Source organism: Alphaproteobacteria bacterium, assembly GCA_018063245.1.
In the GTDB taxonomy this organism is placed as follows: Bacteria; Pseudomonadota; Alphaproteobacteria; order JAGPBS01; family JAGPBS01; genus JAGPBS01.
In genome coordinates this window covers 1-15,317 of the sequence record JAGPBS010000025.1, presented here as the reverse complement: position 1 = coordinate 15,317, position 15,317 = coordinate 1, and the positions used below count along the sequence as shown (strand labels likewise).

Annotated in this window: 13 protein-coding genes; 8 read left to right on the top strand and 5 right to left on the bottom strand. The window is 40.7% G+C overall.

Annotated features, from left to right (window positions below; all coding sequences use genetic code 11):
• Positions 1–113 precede the first annotated feature (113 nt).
• Together KBF71_04885 and tsaD are read right to left on the bottom strand one after the other, a co-directional pair.
• A complete protein-coding gene (locus KBF71_04885) occupies positions 114–1,613 on the bottom strand; it encodes a Fic family protein (GenBank protein MBP9877654.1) in 1,500 nt (499 codons plus the stop codon).
• A 95-nt stretch (positions 1,614–1,708) separates the two neighbouring features.
• Positions 1,709–2,749, bottom strand: a complete 1,041-nt coding sequence (gene tsaD, locus KBF71_04880) for a tRNA (adenosine(37)-N6)-threonylcarbamoyltransferase complex transferase subunit TsaD (GenBank protein MBP9877653.1) — start codon at positions 2,747–2,749, stop codon at positions 1,709–1,711.
• 54 nt (positions 2,750–2,803) lie between these two features.
• Between tsaD and hemC the strand changes: the two genes are divergently transcribed.
• From hemC to KBF71_04855, 5 genes are all read left to right on the top strand, one after another.
• The gene (hemC, locus tag KBF71_04875) at positions 2,804–3,736 is read left to right on the top strand and encodes a hydroxymethylbilane synthase (GenBank protein ID MBP9877652.1); all 933 of its coding nucleotides are present in this window, start codon (positions 2,804–2,806) and stop codon (positions 3,734–3,736) included.
• Positions 3,737–3,738: 2 nt separating this feature from the next.
• The gene (locus KBF71_04870; GenBank protein MBP9877651.1) at positions 3,739–4,452 is read left to right on the top strand and encodes a uroporphyrinogen-III synthase; all 714 of its coding nucleotides are present in this window, start codon (positions 3,739–3,741) and stop codon (positions 4,450–4,452) included.
• Between the two features lie 63 nt (positions 4,453–4,515).
• On the top strand, positions 4,516–5,523 hold the full coding sequence (locus KBF71_04865; GenBank protein ID MBP9877650.1) for an F-box protein: 1,008 nt from the start codon (positions 4,516–4,518) through the stop codon (positions 5,521–5,523).
• Positions 5,524–5,603: 80 nt separating this feature from the next.
• Complete coding sequence (locus KBF71_04860; protein ID MBP9877649.1) at positions 5,604–6,752, top strand: hypothetical protein; 1,149 nt, start codon at positions 5,604–5,606, stop codon at positions 6,750–6,752.
• Positions 6,749–8,116, top strand: a complete 1,368-nt coding sequence (locus KBF71_04855) for a hypothetical protein (protein ID MBP9877648.1) — start codon at positions 6,749–6,751, stop codon at positions 8,114–8,116. The genes KBF71_04860 and KBF71_04855 overlap by 4 nt, the downstream gene beginning before the upstream one ends.
• 36 nt (positions 8,117–8,152) lie before the next feature.
• Here KBF71_04855 and KBF71_04850 read toward each other — a convergent pair whose 3' ends face one another.
• From KBF71_04850 to glpK, 3 genes are all read right to left on the bottom strand, one after another.
• Positions 8,153–9,382, bottom strand: a complete 1,230-nt coding sequence (locus KBF71_04850; GenBank protein MBP9877647.1) for a hypothetical protein — start codon at positions 9,380–9,382, stop codon at positions 8,153–8,155.
• 83 nt (positions 9,383–9,465) lie between these two features.
• A complete protein-coding gene (gene gpt / locus KBF71_04845; GenBank protein MBP9877646.1) occupies positions 9,466–9,960 on the bottom strand; it encodes a xanthine phosphoribosyltransferase in 495 nt (164 codons plus the stop codon).
• Positions 9,961–10,028: 68 nt separating this feature from the next.
• Entirely contained in the window at positions 10,029–11,516 is a 1,488-nt protein-coding gene (gene glpK / locus KBF71_04840; GenBank protein ID MBP9877645.1) for a glycerol kinase GlpK, read from the bottom strand.
• An 82-nt stretch (positions 11,517–11,598) separates the two neighbouring features.
• Here glpK and glpD point away from each other — a divergent pair, with 82 nt between their 5' ends.
• The 3 genes from glpD (at position 11,599) to KBF71_04825 (ending at position 15,146) form a co-directional block, all read left to right on the top strand.
• On the top strand, positions 11,599–13,098 hold the full coding sequence (glpD, locus tag KBF71_04835; GenBank protein ID MBP9877644.1) for a glycerol-3-phosphate dehydrogenase: 1,500 nt from the start codon (positions 11,599–11,601) through the stop codon (positions 13,096–13,098).
• Between the two features lie 51 nt (positions 13,099–13,149).
• Entirely contained in the window at positions 13,150–14,061 is a 912-nt protein-coding gene (locus tag KBF71_04830) for a sel1 repeat family protein (GenBank protein MBP9877643.1), read from the top strand.
• Positions 14,062–14,147: 86 nt separating this feature from the next.
• The gene (locus KBF71_04825) at positions 14,148–15,146 is read left to right on the top strand and encodes an SEL1-like repeat protein (protein ID MBP9877642.1); all 999 of its coding nucleotides are present in this window, start codon (positions 14,148–14,150) and stop codon (positions 15,144–15,146) included.
• Positions 15,147–15,317: the final 171 nt, after the last annotated feature.

Here is a 15,317-nt window from a genome sequence, read left to right as displayed (position 1 = left end):
AATAGATGATGGTCTCATGATAGATCTAAAAAAAGATTCTCGCAAGAGGAAGTTTCAGGGAAGAGGCCTTTACGGATTCAATGCATATTCCATATTTCTTCAAAAACATTTAGTCAGTCTAAGTCGGAGGTCAATATTTTCAATCTTTGCCCCTTTTCTTCAGCTGTCCATGAGTCAAGAAAAGCGTTTGTTGTCTTTAGGTCCTGCTCAGTCTTCTTGAGTGTATCCCAGTTGATTGATGCGGTCCATTTTTGGGCAAAATCTAGCGTACGAATAAGAGGCTCAGCATACTTTGATTGAGAGAGGGCTTTTAAAGCAGATAGATAATTGGCGCGGTAGACTGTTGGAATGATAATTTTTTCTTCCCCTTTTGAGAATAGCTCTGCATTCATCATAACACGAGCCGTTCTGCCGTTCCCATCAGTGAAGGGGTGGACCTCTGAAACCAGAAACATCATAAAAACAGCGCGTTGGAATGGCGTTTCTAATCCTTTATATAAGTCAAATCCTTCTGTGAGGGTGCCTTCAACTAAGTTTGGTTCTACAAAAATTGTAAGCCCAGCCCTATTACTAGATTGTTTAAACTGACCAGGATGCTTATCTGGGCGTCCCCCCATAATGAAAGCATGTCTTGACTTTAGTAAATCAATGAAGGTGGTGATTGAATCAGGCGTTTTTTTCATTTCATATGAAGAGGAAACAAGGCGCCATGTTCCTAAAATATCGTGAGCATCCTCAGGGCGCTCTTGAGGGATGATACCTTTAAAAATGATATCAGCAGCTTCTGCGACTTCAAATTCAGTGCCTTCAATGTAGTTAGAAAAATAAGCTTCAAAAAAAGCTAAAATTCCAATAGCTTCATGGCTTCTTTTGGAGGGGGTTCGATGGATGGGAGGGGTGTTTCTCAGCTCTGTAAAAAGTGATTCGAAGAGAGCCAATCTATCGGAATCATATGGTTTTCCGATATTTCTAGCTCTTCCGACAGAGGAGTTTAATTGAGCATTCCGCGTTCCCATGAGTGTGCCAATTAAATCATCAAGACGTCTTTGATTTTCTAATAAGTTGAGTTCTTTTGCAATTGTCAGCGTTTCATCTCTTAATGTATTGAGATATTTCTCGCCGCTATATCGAGAGAACTTGTCCAATCTTTCTTCGATCTCTTTCTGAGGAAGGGTGCGCGGTAATAATTTATTCCTTGATCTTGATGCATTCATGTTTTCAAGGTAAGCCCGGGCAGTTGAGCATACAAATAAGCCATTTACAAAAGGCAAGTCAGTATCGAGCGGAGGATGCCCTCGTCTCGGCCTTAATGTTATTCCTGGCAATTTGATATCCTTGCCTTTGGCGGTGATCAGGCAAATGGAGCCATCAAGAGCGGGTGCATTTTCTAATGCTGTCCTATCTGCAATAAGGGCGCCTGGAAAATATTCGCTCACAATCGCCCAGAGATTTCTTTTCACAATTGCGTCAGGCTTATCTGTCATATTCTTGGTATAAAGACGACTGCTCAACTTTCTTAATTTCTGTGCTTTTAGAGCACGGTAAACTAAAGTTGTCAGATCAGTCCTTGAAACAAAGACCTCGGGCAGGGTGTCAAATACATTTTTCGTCATTTAAAAGCTCCTTTGACTTATTATATGTCATTAAAGTTGAAATAAGAAGATAAAAATGTCATTAAAGTCGAAATAAGGACAGGATCTGCGAAGGCCTATAGTTCATCCAATGGCCAGCGAGGACGGGGCGCAAAATTAAGGGAGGATAGCTGGTTTAACCTGAGTTTTTCTTGGCCAACCCAGGCGATCATTGCGGCATTATCTGTACAAAGAGAAATAGGCGGAGCGATGAGCTCTAAGCTATGATTTGTACAAGTCGTTTGTAAAATATCCCGCAAATATTGATTTGCAGCAACGCCGCCGGCCAGAACAAAATGTTTTGCCTCAGGATACTGATTTTTAAATTGAGTAAGACCATTTTTCAGGCGATCCTTCAGGATCTCTCCAATTGTATATTGAAAGCTAGCGCAAAGATCAGCTTTGAATTGATCATCTTGTGCTTTATCTAGGTTGTCTTCAATAATTTTACGAACAGCTGTTTTAAGGCCAGAGAATGAAAAATCAGAGCCAGGTCTTCCATAGAGTGGTTTTGGTAGGGTGTAGCTGTGAGGATTGCCTGATTTGGCTGTGCGCTCGATCATAGGACCTGCAGGATAAGAAAATCCGAGAAGCCTGCCAGTTTTGTCAAAGGCCTCACCGATCGCATCATCAATTGTTGTGCCTAACTTTTCATATGAGCCAACATCGTTCACAATGAGGAGCTGACAATGACCACCAGAGACCAAAAGGAGCAAATAAGGGAATGGCAAATTATCCGTTAGTCTTGCTGTTAAAGCGTGAGCCTCTAAATGATTAATCGCAAAGTATGGCTTTTGGAGAGAAAGAGCAATTGCTTTTGCGGTCATGGTTCCAATGATAACGCCGCCAATAAGGCCCGGTCCAGCTGTTGCTGCAATGCCATCAAGGTCTTTGAAGTCAAGATTAGCTTGGTGCATGGCTTCTAAAATAATGGAGTCGATCGATTGCAGATGAGCTCTTGCTGCAAGTTCGGGGACAACGCCCCCATATTCAAAATGTTTTGTCTGAGAGAGAACGACATTCGAGAGGATCTGTCGGTCATTTGTGACCACAGAGGCTGATGTTTCATCGCAACTTGACTCGATGCCAAGAATATATTTTGCATTCTCTTTTCTCATGAGTCATTATTAGATGGAACCAAATCGAACTTCAAGAAAATTGTGAACATAATCATGACAAAGCAAAAAATAAAAATAGGCACAAGAGAAAGCCCTTTGGCAATGGCTCAAGCGGAAGAAGTCAAAATGAGGCTCATGAATGCTCACGGTCTTTCAGATGAGCAAGTCGAATTATGTGGCATGACAACAGAAGGAGACCAGATTTTGGATCGATCCTTTGTTGATGTGGGTGGTAAAATGCTTTTCACCCGTGAGATTGAAAAAGCGCTTTTGGATAAAAAAGTTGATCTGGCTGTTCATTCCTTTAAAGATCTTGAAACAGATATGGCCGAGGACTTTATCATCGGTGCTGTTTTAGAGCGCGAGGATCCCAGAGATGCATTTGTTTCGATTGATTATAAATCCTTTATGGACTTGCCGCATGGCGCCAAGCTTGGTTCTGCCAGTTTGCGCCGCAAAGCATTTGCTTTAAGCTTAAGACCAGATCTTAAGGTTGTTTTACTCAGAGGTAATGTTGGCACGCGGTACCGAAAATTACAAGAAGGCCAGTTTGATGGAACCTTTATGGCAACAGCTGGCCTGAATCGGTTAGGCAAATCTGACTATATTACAGAGAAGATGGAAATCGATCGTATGATTCCAGCGCCCGCACAAGGAGCGATTGCGGTGCAGATTCGATCAGGTGATGAGGAGATGCAAAGACTTGTAGGCGCAATTCACTGTCATAAGACAGGCACTTGCGTTGATTTAGAGAGATTGTTTTTGTTTCACTTAGATGGGTCATGTAGAACGCCGATTGCAGCTCATGCTTTTTTTGAATCAGAACATCAGATCCATTTTAGAGCAAAAGTTCTCAAACCAGATGGGACAGGTGCTTTTGATTTTGAAACAAAAGGGAGCAGTGTACAGCTTGCACACGAGATTATTGAGGCAGCCTTGCGCATTAAAGTTGAAGCTGGTCCTGATTTTTTTAAAGCAGAAGGGTAGCTATGTCCATAAGGCCTGAAACACTCATTGTTGTCACAAGACCTCGGGATGAAGGAGCTGAAACAGCTTCATATTTTGAGGCGAAGGGATTTCAAGTGCATTTGGCTCCTGTGATGGAGATTTGTTATAGGCCCTATGATCAGTCTATTTTAAAGCAGTATGATGGGTTTGTTGTCACATCGCAGCAGGCTTTAAAAGCGCTTGGGGATAATCATGGTTGTCATGGTAAAATTCTTTATGCTTTTGGTGAAAAGACGCTTTCTTTGGCACAGGCTATGGGATTTGAGGTCTATGAATTATCAGGGCATGATATGCAAGAGGCTTTGCCAGACTTGATTGCTCGGCTCAAAAGAAGGCCTGGACGGTATTGTTATTTGCGCGGGGCCGATATTTCTGTTGATTTAAAAACAGTCTGTGCTGAGGCGCAAATTCTTCTTGATGATTTGATTTTGTATGACGCGAAAGCTCTTGAAGACCAGATTGTTTTGCCTGAAGCGCAGCATTATGCTTTTTTGCTTTTTTCAGAACGAAGTGCAAAGAAGGTGTTACGGTCTATCCAGAGCTTAAAAATGAAAAATGTGACCTATTTTTGTCTATCAGAAAAAATAAAGAATTCAATAGATGAGGGTGATCCAAGCTTCAAAGACTCTGCGTTTGCACCCAAAATTCCGACAACAAAGCATTTATATGACTTGATTTTATCAAGTTTGATATGATACACATCCCTTTAACCGAATGTCAGAAAAAAATAAAAACAAGAGATTCTGTTAGGAGAGAAAATGCCAGAAATCACTACGGTACAGCCGATGGTGCATTACAAATTTACGGATGAAGAGCTCGCGTCATTCAATGCCTTCAGGGTGCCAACGATTCTTTTAAAACCACAGGGATATCACTCTGTTGGTGTTGATGAAGGGGGGCAGCCAGCCAAGAGAATGAAAATTGATGAGTCTGAGGGATCAGTATTTACAGATTTGCCAGCTCAAGTATCTTTAAGGATTTTTGATTATCTCGATCCCCGGGATATTGTAAGGCTTGTCTCAACTTCTAAAGGGTGGGCTCAGGATTTTTTACAGAATTTATCGAATCAGTATGTTTTGTTGCAGACTGCTGAAAAACAAGAAATTTTTTATAGCCTCTTGTGTAAGGTTCCAACTTCTTTATTTTGTATAAGGTCAATATATCATTCATTTCCGTTGAAAAGGGAGGAGCTGACTAAGTTATTGGTCTCGCAACCCCGATTTGTGGAAGAGCGCGTTTTTATCAATAATGTTCATTTTACTTTAGGGCTTACAATGAAATATTTGGCCTACCAAAAAGATGTCGCGAATAATAAGTTTTTCATTTCAGATGTGAAAATTGCACAAGAGGAGAGCCCGAGGCAACAGAAAATTGCGGTAAAGGTTCTTGATGCCCTGTTGGCAGGATCATGTGAGATGAGAAGCCTAGCTTTACAAGGGCTCATCATGCAAATGCCCTATGGTTTTGGCTTTTTTCAAGGCAGGTACTTTCCAGTGTTAGAAATGTTAGATCTGTCAAGATCCAACATTCGCATTGATCATCTCACCATTATTTTAAAAGCAGCACCATGTTTAGTGGTGGTGAGTCTAAGAGGGTGTGACCGTCTCGAGACGGGTGATTTTACAAGGATATCTGATCAGGTTTTGTTGTCATACTTACTCAGATTAGATTTAACAGATACAGCAGTGGGCGAAGAAGATATTGCAGCCTGGCGATTGATAGCGCCAAACTTCCATCAGGAGTCGTTACAAGACTTTTCGTTTTGATTCAAATCGATCTCTTGCCATTTTGTGCAAACATGGGTATAAGTGAAATTTAGATCTTATCACTTTGGGTATCGTCACATATGTCACTGTCAAATGAATCAACTTTCCAATCTAAGTTGGGCCTTATTGCTCTTCTTGTGTCTCTTGTTTGCCTTGGGGCTCTGGCTACGATGCCGCACTGGTTACCAGACTTGCTCTTTAAGAATGTGGTCTCAGTCACTGATAATGTCCTGGATCCGCAAGAAAAAATCTTATTTGATGGAATTCAGAAGAGATTAGATGCTTTGTCTGAAACCGTTGCACATCTGGAATCGAATCTGAGAACAAATCAAAGTGACGTTGATCTTTCAGCGCTTGCTGAAGAAATGAATACAATTTTGATCAATCAGGCTGAAATAACCGAACACTTGAATCAACTCTCTGAAATGTCAGGCATGCCAACGCATGATGGACAAAAATCTTCTCAAGTTTTGCAAACCTATGAAGCAATTCAAAAGCAATTGGATGATCTTGAAGAGAAAATGTCTGTCTATGTTGAAGGGGAAAGTCAGCTTTCAGCTTATATTTTAACTATCACTCAATTGCGGGATGCATCGCGCGGTGAGTCTCCATTCTTGAAGGAATTCAATTCGGTCTATCAGATTTTAGAAGATGATGCGGACAGATTGATTATGGAAGCCATTCGTCCTTATGCGGTTTCTGGCTTGCCTGCCTTTGATAGACTCCGTGAAGAATATTATGGCAAAGTTGCTGAATTAACCGATATTGATTTGATTGCCTCTGAGCAAACTTGGTTGCAAAAAATTAATCAGGCGATAAAGAGTTTGATTCGCATCCGTCCCTCTGAAGACAACCAATCGGTTGAAGCAAATCGGGCTCTTCTCTTATCATCTGAAAGTCTCATGAAAGGGAATTATGATGAGGCTGCTCTTCAAAAGTTGAATGGTCTTTCTGTTGAAATGAAAGAGGCCTTGGGTCCTTGGCTCGGCCAATATAAAGCCAGAATTTTGTTGCAGGATCTTCTATTAAAATTCAATCAAGGGGCGATCGATCGATTGAGTCTATTGCATCAGCAAGCTGTGAAAGAGGCTCCTGTTCAGAATACAGCGCCTCTACAAGAAGATGTTGCTCCAAAACCTGAGTTAAAAAAAGAAAACGTACCTGAGATTAATATGCGTAAAACACCCACACAGTCGCCAATAAGGCTTGAGCAGAAAGGGTCAGAATGATCCGTGTCATTTGGTTTCTTGCTAAAGTTACTTTGCTCGCACTGATTGCAGTGTGGTTTGCGGAATATCCTGGTAAGGTGGAATTTGAATGGCATGGTTATATTGTTGATACCTATGTGGGTATTGTTGTTTTGATTGTTTTGTGTGTTGCTTGGCTTATTTCAACAGGCTTTGGGATGATTGCCCGTTTGATTCAATCACCGACGATGATTTCGGATTGGTATGAACATAAGCAATTGGCAACTGGTTATAGGGCTTTAACACAAGGGATGGTAGCCGTTGCAGCAGGAGATGCTGATGCAGCTTTGAAGTTTTCACAAAAAGCTCAGGCTATTTTGAAAGACCCGCCTTTAACACTTCTGCTCACAGCTCAAGCAGCTCAGTTGAATGGGAATGAAAAAGTTGCAGAGAAATATTTTAAAGAGATGCTAGCTTTTCCTGAGATGGATTTTTTGGGAATGCGTGGTTTATTGATGCAATCTTTGAAAAAAGGGGACTCTCAAGCAGCTTTGTCGCTTGCCCGTAAAGCGAGTCAATTGAAGAAAAAATCGCGTTTTATTTTTGATGTTTTGTTTGAGCTGGAATGCCGTGATCGTAATTGGACCGGTGCCCTGAAAGCTTTTGATGAGCATCGAAAATTGAGCGACTTAACAGTTGAAGCTGCTCGTCGTAAAAAGGCAATTCTGTTGATGGAAATTGCACGTGAAGAGCAGGGACTTGAGCCTGTTCAGACAATTGTATCGAACTCAGCTCTGAAAAAGATGTCTCAGGCATTGTCACTTGCTCCTTCATTTGTACCACTTGTTTTGGAATATGCTCACTTCCATGTGCAGGCTGTGAAAATTAAACATGCTGTGAGAGCTATTGAAGATTGCTGGCCTGTTGTTCAGCATCCTGCTCTTTTAGAGGTTTATAAAAACTTGCGTGAGGCTGGCCATTCATTGCCGCAAATCAAATTTATGCAACGTCTTCTTGAAAAAGGTCCAGAAACAATTGATGGTCATTATGCATTAGCTGAACTTTATGTGAAAGCAAGTCTTTTTGGTCAGGCCAGAGACCATTTATCAGATTGTATGAAATTTAAGCCAACCAAAAGAGTTTATTTGCTTTATGCAGAACTTGAGCGTCAGCAGTACCAAGATGAAGCAACAGCAAGAGAATGGCTCATGAAAGCAGCGGCTGCACCAGAGGATCCCGTTTGGTTTTGTGGTTCTTGTTATGAAACAGGAAATAAGTGGCGCGCTGTTTGTAGCAATTGTGGAGATTTTGATGCTTATGAATTCGGCATGCCTCATGGAAAAAAAATCAATAAGGAACATTTAATTTTAGAAAAATTTGATTCTCACCTATCTGCAGCAGGTTGATAGCTTCTCACATGTGTTCTTTTAGGGATATGAGATTTACTTTTTTGGTGCTAAGATGATATCAGTAATATCAATTTTATTATTTCCCAGAAGGGTGAAAAGTTTTTTATTGTTGCGTACTTGTCGTCTAAAAACTCTACAAAGCATCCTATATTCTATGATCGTGTAATCCTTTAAGGCTTTTGAATAATAATGATGAATTCTTATGCAGGCCCTTTTTTGATTGACTGTATATCTTCCTGAATTGGTATATTTCCAGAGGTCTTGTAAATGAAGAACTCTGTTTTCTAGAATCCAAGCTGCATATTCTCCAAGTGAGCATAGAATGAGGAGTTGTGCAATATCGATCATTCTGTGCTCATAGTATCGATCATCTGGGTCAGTCTTGGCGAGCAGTATAATTTCATTCATGATTGTCGGGTAGGTTTTCGCTATGTCTTGAAAGACCTGACCATAACGATTCAAAAAGAGTAGGTCAATAGCACGTTTGGAGAAGTGTCTTATTTCGCTTTGAATCAAGAGTCCATCAGCTGTGAAGATATTCATTTCTTGAATATCTGTTATGTTTTTAATGATTTCTATCAAGTCATCTAGAGTGTACTGAATTGACACTTCCATTCTTAAAATTCGACGCTGGTATAATGAGAGGAGTTGATCGGTTAAATCATCTCTGAATTTTATCTTTTTGAGATCATCGAGTTGTTGAATGAAATTTCGGATGGTTGACCATGATGTGTCTAATTTTTCAAAAAATCTGACAGGGTTGATTTCAATAAGGTTTCGTGCCCATGTTGTTCCGAAAAGAATTTCTAACTTTTCTCCAGGGATGCTATGAAGTTTATCTTTTATCGTAATTTCTTTACGAATCCATTCTGGTGCTTTAGATAGGATAAAATCTAAAACAGGATGTTCCCACGCATTGTTTTTGATTGCTTTTAATTGCTTTTTTTTCAGATATTTATTTTCTTGAACGCTTTTTCTGAGCGTGATGAGTTCTGTTTTCTCTTTGATTTTTCTCTCTTTTTTATCAGTACTGTTAATTGCAACAGAAGATCTTCGTGTGAGAATGGGCGTTCGGTCCGGAAAAGGAATGCTCGTATCATGACTTCCTGAGCGTACAGGAATACCGTATCCTTCAACAAATCCTTGAGCAGGGATCGTGAAAGAAAATTCTTTGCCGCTTCTAAAATGTGCCTCTTTTATTGCTTTTTGCAGAGTTGCCTTTGCTGACGGGCTACTTGAGCTGGTTGTACTGCCTGTTGTCATTTATTCTCTCCGAGTTTTAAATCAAAAAAGGGATAATGTTCTATTATCCCTTTTTTGATTTAAAACTCACTTAAAGAGCTGAATTATGAAGATTGCTTGATTTCAGCGATTGGTTTTGTGAATTGAAGTTCGACATCCCAAGGGAAATGAATCCATGTATCTTGGCTAACTTCTGTGATATAAGTATCCACTAGTGGTTTGCCTGCGGCTTTTGCATAGACAGTTGCGATATGGGCTTTAGGCAGCATTTTTCTAAGATAGGCCGCCGTTTTGCCGCTATCAACCAAATCATCAATAATCAGCCAGTTTTCGCCTTCATTATCAATTGTTGCGGCAGGTGGTTTTAAGAGTTGAACGCCCTCACTTTGAGTCATGTGATCATAAGAGGCAACGCTCACTGTATCCACAATACGAATCTCGAGTTCGCGTGCAATAATGGCAGCTGGTACAAGTCCACCACGCGTAATGGCAATGATGCCTTTCCATGGTTTTAGATTAAAGAGACGCCAAGCAAGAGCCTTTGAGTTGCGGTGCATTTCTTCCCATGAAACCGGAAAATCTTTGTTTTGAATCATCATATCACTCCATTTATCTGTTGTCTGTAGATGACAATAGACTATAAGCTTTAAGAAAAGAGTCAAGTCTTTTATGCGTTCAGTGTTGCATGGACAGCTCTTTGCCATCCCTCATAGAAGTGGTTTTTCTTTTCAGCCGGCATGTGGGGGAGGAAATGAATCTCTTCGGTCCAGAGAGTGCTAATTGCGTCAAGAGACGAGTAGATCCCATCTTGTAGGCCAGCAGTGAAGGCAACACCTAAAGCTGTGATCTCAAGAATTTTTGGTCTTTCAATTTTGATACCAATCATATCAGCCAGAAATTGCAAGAACCATTTGTTTTGCACCATGCCACCATCCACACGCATTGAGGCAATAGGTTCATTGGCATCATTTGACATGGCTTTGAAGAGGTCCAGGCTTTGATAAACAACAGATTCAAGGGCGGCTCTCACAATATGTTCTTTTTTACTATCGCGCGTGAGTCCCATGAGGAGGCCCCTGACATCTGGATTCCAATAAGGGGCCCCGAGTCCTGTAAAAGCTGGAACAAAATAGACACCTTCATTGGTCAGTAATTTTTGACAATAGGCTTCTGATTCGGCTGCTGTTTGAATGAGGCCTAATTGATCGCGCAGCCATTTTACAACGGAACCTGCGTTAAAAATGGAGCCTTCAAGCGCGTAGTGACGCGCATTTCCAATTTCATAAGCAACTGTCGCAAGGAGTCTATTCTTTGAAACAGGAACAGTTGAGCCGCAATTCATAAGGGCAAAGCAACCTGTGCCATAAGTTGATTTGATCATGCCCTCTTGAAAGCAAGCCTGTCCAATTGTTGCAGATTGTTGATCACCCGCCATTGCAAGAATGGGGATTGAGGTGTTTGTGCCTAAAATAGATGAGTTGGCTTCTCCGAAGAAGGATGCGTTTGGCTGTACTTTTGGCAGAAGCTGAGCTGGGATTTGAAAGAGCTTTAAGAGATCTTGGTCCCATTCACTGGTGTGGATATTAAACAGATTTGTTCGTGAGGCATTGGTGACGTCCGTTAAATGAGATTGTCCATTTGTCAGGCGCCAAAGTAAAAAACAATCGATTGTGCCGCAGAGAAGTTCTCCTTTGTTTGCTCTGTCTCTTGCGCTATCAACGTTATCGAGAATCCATTTGATTTTGCTTGCTGAAAAATAAGGGTCAATCAAAAGCCCTGTTTTAGAGGTAAGATAAGATTCAAGGCCATCCTTTTTTTGCTGCGCACAGAAATCAGATGTGCGTCTATCTTGCCAAACGATTGCTGGATAAATGGCCTTTCCTGTGTTTTTATCCCAGATAATAATCGTTTCGCGTTGGTTGGTGATCCCAATCGCTTTGATGTCTGGTTGTTCTTTCAGAACTTTTTGAACGCAAGCAAGAGTTGTAGACCAGATCTCTTCAGGGTCATGTTCAACCCATCCATCATGAGGAAAGTATTGTCTAAACTCTTGCTGCGCTTTTGCAATCACATGGCCCTTTTTATTGAAGATGAGTGCACGTGAGGATGTTGTACCTTGATCGATCGCAAGAATTTTGGGTGAATGATGGCTCATCTCTATCCTGTACAGTTAGTTGTTTGTTTGAGGGTGCAAAATATTTACGCACAATTCAAGGAATATATGGTAAATCTTCAAGATGACAAAAAATAACACAAAAATATATGATTTAGCCATTATTGGTGCTGGAATAAATGGTGCTGCCATTGCCAGAGATGCTGCAGGCAGGGGTCTATCTGTTTTTATTTGCGAGAGAGGCACGCCAGGCTGTGCAACCTCATCAGCGAGCACAAAATTGATCCATGGTGGCTTGCGTTACCTGGAGTATTATGACTTTAAGCTTGTACGAGAAGCCTTGCTGGAGCGAGAAATTCTTAAAAAATCAGCGCCGCATATGAATAGGCTTTTGCAATTTATCTTGCCTTATGAGAAAGACGGGCGTCCTTATTGGATGCTGCAAGCTGGTTTGTATCTTTATGATTTTTTGGCAGGATTTTCACTCACATTGCCGCGATCAAAACGCATTTCATTTCAAGGTGATGACTATAGCGATATTTTGAAAGCAGGTTATGACAAGGGATTTATCTATAGCGATCTTTGGACTGAAGACAATCGTCTTGTGATTTTAAATTTGTTAGATGCCGGAGAAAAGGGTGCGGATATTTATATTGAAACAGATTTTGTCAAAGCAAGGCGTCAACAAAACCATTGGGAAGTGACTTGCCAGGAGAAGAATAAATCGTCGTTTCAAGTAAAAGCAAAAAGGCTGGTTAATGCAACGGGCCCCTTTGTTCATGAAGCGCAAGGCAGAATTGAGGGCGCAATGTATCATGAGCAGAGTCATCACATAAGGCTTGTTAAGGGAAGCCATATTGTGGTGCCTAAAATGTATGATCATTCACATGCCTATCTGTTGCAATCACCTGATGGGCGCGTTGTTTTCACGATCCCTTTTGAAGAAGGATTTACGCTTATTGGGACAACGGAAATTTCGTGCGAGGCGCCGTCTTATCATCCTCAAGCTCTTGAAGATGAGAAGGTATATTTGATTGATATTATCAATTCACATTTTCAGAAGCAGTTGAGTTTAAAAGACATTCAGTGGTCATATTCAGGTATCAGGCCCTTGTATGAAGAACATGATCCTAAAGGGGGTGTTTCATCCTTGAGTCGCGATTATCTGCTCTCATTGGATGAGGCGCATGATTTACCCTTAATGACAATTTATGGCGGCAAATTAACGACGCATAGGCATTTGGCCGAAGAAGTGATGAGTCGTTTTGGCTTTGATGCGAAATCATGGACGCGTGATGCACTATTGCCTGGGGGTGATTTAAATGTTGAGACTTTTAGAGACGAGCTTTCTTCTGCTTATCCCTTTTTGACTGATCTTGAGGTGAATCGTCTGAGTGCCTCTTATGGCACTCTGTGTCATCATTTTTTACAAGGTAAAAAGACAAGGCAAGATATGGGGCAAGAGATAGTACCTGGTTTCTTTGAAGCAGAAATTAGGTACTTGATTGAAAAAGAATGGGCGAGAAGCGTTGATGATCTGCTTTTTAGAAGAACAAAAATTGGCGTTCATCTAACTGACAAGAAAAGAGTCGAGGTTAAAGAGAAATTAGAGAAACTGTTTTAATGTAAAGTTTGCAAGACATTTCAATTTTAATCTTTGAAAAGGAGATATATGATGTCACAAGTTTTTACATCGTCAATGGATTGCGTTGACGTGACCTTTTATTTACAAGACCGCAAGCCAGAGAATCCTGTCATTGTTGATCCAACCACTACTCAAAGATGTGTAACGCCTGTTACAGGGCTTCATCTAGACCGTTATGATTTATTATCGAGACACGTTGTTATTTTATCTAAAGCTGATCAACAGAAAGTCTCTTCAGTGTTACGAGATTATGAGTGGGTGCAATTTTTTAGAGCTAATCGTGCTTTTTTATCAGAAGAAGAATTCCCTCAAGATTTTCCGGAAAGCGACAAAAGGGGTAAGAGTAGAGATATACAAAAGGCGATTACTATTTTAACAGATTTGTCGGATCGTCTTCAATTCCCGCCCGCACAAAACAGTTTAGCTTTCTGTTATTATTGGGGGTTAGGTGTTGAGAAAAATGATGAGAGAATGTTTAATCTTTTGTTTCAGGCAGCTGGTCAAGGTTTTGCAGTTGCTAGAAGAAATCTTGGTTGGTGTTATCAAGAAGGAAAAGGGATCGAGAAGAGTTTTCGAGCTGCATTTTATATGTATAAAGATGCTTTAGAAGGCGGAATGATTTCAGCTTTATGTGATTTGGCAAGGCTTTATGAGGCTGCCACACCGCCTAACATACATGAAGCAGAGCGTTTGTATCGTTATGCAGCTTCATTAGGCCTTGTTGAGGCTAAGAAGAGAGTCGAGTTATCGGTGAATGAATCTTCTGATATTGACAGCCTTGATCACATTGAGGGTTTTCCAGTAGGTACGGAAATAGATATTTTTCAGTTGATGCCGCAGGTCCAGGCTTTAATGGATAAAGTACAACAATTGACTCAGAAACTTGCGCAGAAAGATCAGCAAATCGCTGATATGCAGAAACAGCTGCAGGCTCAAATATAATCAATTGTTGAATTTTGTATTGTATTTCTTTGTTTTTTTATGGATAATGTTGAGCATTATTAATAGTTTCATGAAGGGATTTTACAATGTCAGGCATTTCTAAGCAGCAGTTTGTTACTTTTTATTTACAAGATAGGCATCTAAAGGACCCAGTCAGATTGTTACGTGATGGCGCAACAACACGTAGGTGTCCTATCTCAGACATTCATTTACAGAGCTATGCTTTATTTGAGCGCCATTCTGTTATTTTATCAGCAGAAGACCTTGCCGCTTTGCCAGCAAATATCAAGGATGAGGGTTGGTTTGATTTTTTTAGAGCCAATGCCTTGTTCATAGCTGAGGGTGAGTTTCCAAAATTTTTCCCTTTTGCGGATAAGCAGGGAAAGAAAAGAAATATACCTGAAGCTATAGCGATATTGACGAGCCTATCGGATCGATTGAATTTTCCACCTGCTCAAAATAGTTTGGCTCTTTGCTATTACTGGGGCATTGGTGTTAAACAAGATAACCAGCGTATGGTTATGTGGCTGAAAAAAGCAGCTGATCAGAATTTTGCAATTGCGATACGTAACATGGGTTGGTGCTATCGTGAAGGTATCGGTTTGCCGCAGAATTACGAAATGGCACTTGAATGGTATCAAAAAGCTTTAAACTTAGGACTTACCATGGCTGCCTTTGATATTGGGTCTCTTTATGAAAATGCAGAAAAGCCAAATTTACAAGAGGCTTTGAAGTATTATCAATATGCAGCTGGAAAAGGTATTCAAAAAGCGTCAGCAAAAATTGAAGAATTGCGTCAAAAATTGCCAGCAGTGAAGCCTCGAGTAACTCAGCCAGCTGCGCAAAGCGCAATCAATTTGCAAGACTTTTTCAATCTATTGCCGCGCATACAAGGACTGGAAGAGCAAGTGCAACAATTGAGACAACAGCTGGCGCAGAAAGACCAGCAAATCGGTGAGTTGCTAAAGCAGCAAGAAACGCACAATGTAGAAATGAAAGCAATGCTTACGCTTGTCTTGCAGAAGCTGGATTATGAGAGTGTTGCCAAAAATCCAGATCCTCTTGATCAAAGTAATATTAAATGAAGTTTTTTATCCATGCTGTCACGGGTGCTTCAACTTTTGTCACACCTGCCTTCGTGTACAGACCGGAGACATAGGTAACGAATGTGCGGGGACATAGGTAACGAAAATTGATAAACTTTACGGCAAAAATGGGAGATCTAAAATGCCGTGGTTAGCAAAAGGAGTTATCGA